This window comes from Actinomadura rifamycini DSM 43936 (assembly GCF_000425065.1).
GTDB lineage: Bacteria > Actinomycetota > Actinomycetes > Streptosporangiales > Streptosporangiaceae > Spirillospora > Spirillospora rifamycini.
In genome coordinates this window covers 1-5,192 of sequence record NZ_AULB01000066.1, presented here as the reverse complement: position 1 = coordinate 5,192, position 5,192 = coordinate 1, and the positions used below count along the sequence as shown (strand labels likewise).

Below are 5,192 nucleotides of genomic sequence, written 5' to 3'. Positions count from 1 at the left end.
ACCTGCTCGTCGGCACGCCCCTCGAACACCAGATTTCCGTCCGGCGTCCACCGGGCCAGGTCACCCGTCCGGTACATGCGGCCGGAACCGCCGAAGGGGCACGCAACGAACCGCTCCGCCGTCAGGGCGGGACGACTCGCGTAACCGCGAGCAACACCCTCACCCGCGATGTAGAGCTCACCCACCACACCCGGCGCGACCGGGTGCAAGAACTCGTCGAGGACGTACATCCGGGTGTTGTCCAGCGGACGACCGATCGGCACCGACACCGGGACGTCATCGCCGACCGTGAACAGCACGTGCGTCGCGAACCCCGTGGTCTCGGTGGGGCCGTAGGTGGGGCGGACCTCCAGATCGGGGTGCATCTCCAACAGGCTGCCGATGGCGGTGGACGACACGACGTCGCCGCCGGTCAGCACCTCCCGCACCCCGGCGAAGATCTCCGGCGACTGCTCCGCAAGCACCCGGAACAACCCCGACGGCGCCACCACATGCGACACCCGATGCTCCGCGATCAGCCTGCCGCGCTCCGCCGCATCCACCTCACCAGGCGGAACGATCACCAACCGACCGCCACGCAGAAGCGGAGCCCAGATCTCGTACGTCGACGCATCGAACGCATGGTTCGCCTGCACCAACACGCACGACAACACGTCCTCACGCCACGCCGTGTCCAGCGCGAACGCCGCGACGTTGCCGTGCGTGACCGCGACACCCTTCGGGACCCCCGTCGAACCGGAGGTGTACATGACGTACGCCAGATCCCCGCCACCGATCGGGGTCTGTGGCCTCTCCTCCACCGGCTCGAACACGTCGTCGTCACCGAGGACGACCGAGATCCCGGCCTCCGCCACGATCGACGCCAGCCGCTCCTCCGGATGCGAAACGTCCAACGGGACGTACGCCGCACCGGCCTTCAACACACCCAACAACGTCGCGACCAAGCCCGCAGACCGCTGCATCCGCACACCCACCAGCGACCCACGACCCACACCACGACCGCTCAAACCACGCGCAACGCCATTCGCCCACGCGTCCAACTCCGCGAACGTCCACGACACACCACCATCGACCACCGCGACCGCGCCCGGAGTCCGAGACGCCTGCGCCTCGAACAGCTCGACCAGCGAACCGGCCGGCAACGGACGCGCCGTGTCATTCCAGTCCTCCAGCACCAACCGGCGCTCGTCGCCCGACAGCACGCCGATCTCGGAGACGGGCGTGTCGGCGTCGGCCGCGACCTGCTCCAGCACCCGCACCAGATGCTCCGACAACGCCCGGACGGTCGGCTCGTCGAACAGGTCGGCCGCGTACTGGATCTCTCCGCCGAGCCCCGCCGGGGCGCCGTCCTCGCTGCGGTGCTCGGTGAGCGTCACCGACAGGTCGAACCGCGCCACCGCCGTGTCGTCCGGAGGCAGCGGCACCGCGCGCAGACCGGACAGGTCCCATTCGTCGTCCGGTTCGGACGCGTTCTGCACCGCGAGGATCACCTGGAACAGCGGGTGCCGGGCCAGCGAACGCACCGGGTTGAGGTCCTCGACCAGCCGCTCGAACGGGACGTCCTGATGCGCGAACGCGGCGAGATCGGTGTCCCGGACGCGTTCCAGCAGTTCGGCGAACGACGGGTCGCCGCTCACGTCCGTCCGCAGCACCAGCGTGTTCAGGAAGAACCCGACCAGGTCTTCGACCGCCGCGTCGTCGCGCCCGGCGACGGCCGTGCCGAGGGCGATGTCGGTACCGGCCCCCATCCGGGACAGCAGCGCGGCGAGCGCGGCCTGCGCGACCATGAACATCGTGACGCCGCGCCGCCGCGCCAACCCGGTGAGCCGGGCGTGGGTCGCGGCGTCCGCCCGGATCGGCACCACGCCGGCCCGGAAGGAGGGGTCCGGCGGGCGCCGCCGGTCGACCGGCAGTGCGATCTCCTCGGGGAGCCCGGCGAGCGCGTCGCGCCAGTACCGAAGCTGGTCCGCGAGGACGCTCCCGGTGTCCTCCAGATCGCCGAGAACGTCCTGCTGCCAGAGGGCGTAGTCGGCGTACTGGACGGGCAGCGGCGCCCAGTCCGGCGCGTCCCCCCGGCGGCGGGCCGCGTAGGCGGCGCCGAGGTCCCGCGTCAGGACGCCGACGGACCAGCCGTCCACCGCGATGTGGTGCGTCACCGCCACGAGCACGGACTCGACCGGTGACACCACCAGCAGCCGCGCCCGCCACGGCAGCTCGCGGGACAGGTCGAAGCCGCGCCGGACCTCGGCCGCGACCGCCGCTCCCACCGCCGTTCCGCCGACCTCGTCGATCAGCAGGCGGGGACGTCCGTCCGCGCCGCCCAGCACCCGCTGCCGGGGCCGCCCGCCGACGTCCGGGAAGATCGTGCGCAGGGTCTCGTGCCGGTCGGCGACGTCCCCGAGCGCCGCCTCCAGCGCCGCGACGTCCACCTCGCCGGACAGCCGCAGCACCACCGGCACGTTGTAGCCCGCACCGGCGCCGGCCTCCTCCAGCCGGTTCAGGAACCACATCCGCCGCTGCGCGTACGACAGCGGGACCTCGTCCGGGCGGGGACGGGCCGTCAACGGCATGCGGGCCTCGCCGCCGACCCTGGCCAAGCCCGCGACGGTCGGCGACGCGAACAGGTCCCGAATGCTCACCTCGACGCCCAGCACCGCCCTGACCCGGGCGATCAACCGCATCGCCAGGAGGGAATCGCCGCCCAACTCGAAGAACGAAGCCTCCGCGCCGACCCGGTCCAGGCCGAGCACGTCGGCGAACAGCCCGCACAGGACCTCTTCGGTCGGCGTCTGCGGCCCCCTCCCCGCCTCCCCGCCCGCGAACGCGGGCGCGGGCAGCGCGGCCCGGTCCAGCTTGCCGTTGGGGGTGATGGGGATGGCGTCGAGCGGGACGAACGCCGCAGGGACCATGTAGTCGGGGAGCTTGGCGGCGGCGAACTCCCGCAGCGTCGACTCGTCCGCGTCGCCGACGACGTACGCGACGAGCCGCTTGATTCCTGGTTGGTCTTCGCGCGCGATGACGGCCGCCTGGACGACGTTCTCGTGGGCCGCCAGAACGGTCTCGACCTCGGCCGGTTCGATCCGGAAGCCGCGTATCTTCACCTGCTCGTCGGCACGTCCCTCGAAGGCCAACTGCCCGTCGGGTGTCCACCGGGCCAGGTCACCGGTCCGGTACATACGACCAAAGCCATCGAAGGGGTTGGCGACGAAACGCTCGGCCGTCAGGACGGGACGTCCGACATAGCCGCGCGCCACACCTTCGCCCGCGATGTAAAGCTCGCCCACCACGCCCGGCGGAACCGGATGCAGGAACTCGTCCAGCACGTACATCCGGGTGTTGTCCAGCGGACGCCCGATCGGCACCGACGCCGGAACCTCATCGCCAACGTCGAAAGGGACATGGGTGGCGAAGGCCGTCGTCTCCGTCGGCCCGTAGGTCGAACGGACCACCAGGTCAGGATGCGCCTCCAGGAGGGCGCGGATCGCGGACGACGACACCACGTCGCCACCGGTAGACACCTCCCGCACACCTGCGAAGACCTCCGGGGACTGCTCCGCAAGCACCCGGAACAGGCCCGCCGTCGCGTGCACGTTCGTCACGCCGTGCTCGGCGATCAGCCCGGTCCACTCCGTCGCGTCGACCTCGCCGGGCGGCGTGATCACCAGTCGACCGCCGTGCAGGAGCGGCGTCCATATCTCGTACGTCGACGCATCGAACGCATGATTCGCCTGCACCAGCACGCTTTCCACGACATCCTCACGCCAGGCGGCGTCCAGCGCGAACGCCGCGACGTTGCCGTGCGTGACCGCTACCCCCTTCGGCTCTCCGCTCGACCCGGAGGTGTACATGACGTACGCCAGGTCGTCCGGGGAGACGGCCACGCCTGGAGCGTGGTCGAACGGCTCGAACGCATCGTCGTCCGTCAGCACGACCGACACACCGGCTTCCGCGACGATCGACGCCACACGGTCCGCCGGGTGCGAGACGTCCAGCGGGACGTACGCCGCCCCGGCCTTCAGCACCCCCAGCAACGTCGTGACAAGATCCGCAGACCGCTGCATCCGCACACCCACCAGCGACCCGCGACCCACACCACGACCCGCTAAGCCACGCGCGACACCGTTCGCCCGCGCGTCCAGCTCCGCGAACGTCCGCTCCACACCGCCATCGACCACCGCGACCGCGCCCGGAGTCCGAGCCGCCTGCCCCTCGAACAGTTCCACCAGCGAACCGCCCGGCACCGGGCGCGCGGTGTCGTTCCACTCGCGGACCACACGCCGCCATTCCTCGGGCGCCAGCAGTTCGAGGTCCCGGACGCGCGCGCGAGGATCGGCCGCGACCTGCTCCAGCACCCGCACCAGACGCTCCGACAGCGCCCGGACCGTCGACTCGTCGAACAGGTCGGCGGCGAACTCTAACTGTCCGTCGATGCCGGCGGGGGCGCCGCCGTCCCGGTGCTCGGTCAACGCCAACGACAGGTCGAACCGCGCCGCCATCGCCCCCACCGGAGCGGCGAACGGGACGACGTCGAGCCCCGCCAGTTCCACCGGGGCCGCGGCTTGCGGGACGTTCTGGAGAGTGAGCGCGACCTGGAACAGCGGGTGCCGGGCCAGCGAGCGCGCCGGGTTCAGGTCCTCCACCAGCCGCTCGAACGGGACGTCCTGGTGCGCGAACGCCGCCAGGTCGGTGTCGCGGACGCGGGCCAGCAGCTCGGTGAACGACGGGTCGCCGCCGACGTCCGTCCGCAGCACCAGCGTGTTGAGGAAGAACCCGACCATGTTCTCCATGGCGGCGTCGCCGCGCCCGGCGACGGGCGTGCCGAGCGGGACGTCGGTGCCCGCGCCCATCCGCGACAAGAGGACCGCGAGCGCGGCCTGCGCCACCATGAACATCGTGACGCCGTTCCGCTGCGCCACCTCCACGAGCCGCCCGTGCACACCGGCATCGACGTGTACCGGGACGACGCCCGCGCGGAACGACGCGTCGGACGTCCGGGGACGGTCGAGGGGCAGGGCCAGCTCGTCCGGCATCCCGCCGAGCGCCTCCCGCCAGTGGGCGAGCTGCGCGGAGATCACGCTGCCTGGATCGTCCAACTCCCCGAGCACGTCGCGCTGCCAGAGGGCGTAGTCGGCGTACTGGACGGGCAGCGGCTCCCACGCGGGAGCCTCCCCCCGGACACGGGCCGCGTACGC

Annotated in this window: 1 protein-coding gene; it reads right to left on the bottom strand. The window is 71.7% G+C overall.

Annotated elements, in window-relative coordinates; all coding sequences use genetic code 11:
- On the bottom strand, nucleotides 1-5,192 hold a 5,192-nt coding region (locus H505_RS0133255; RefSeq protein ID WP_026405393.1), incomplete at both ends, for a non-ribosomal peptide synthetase.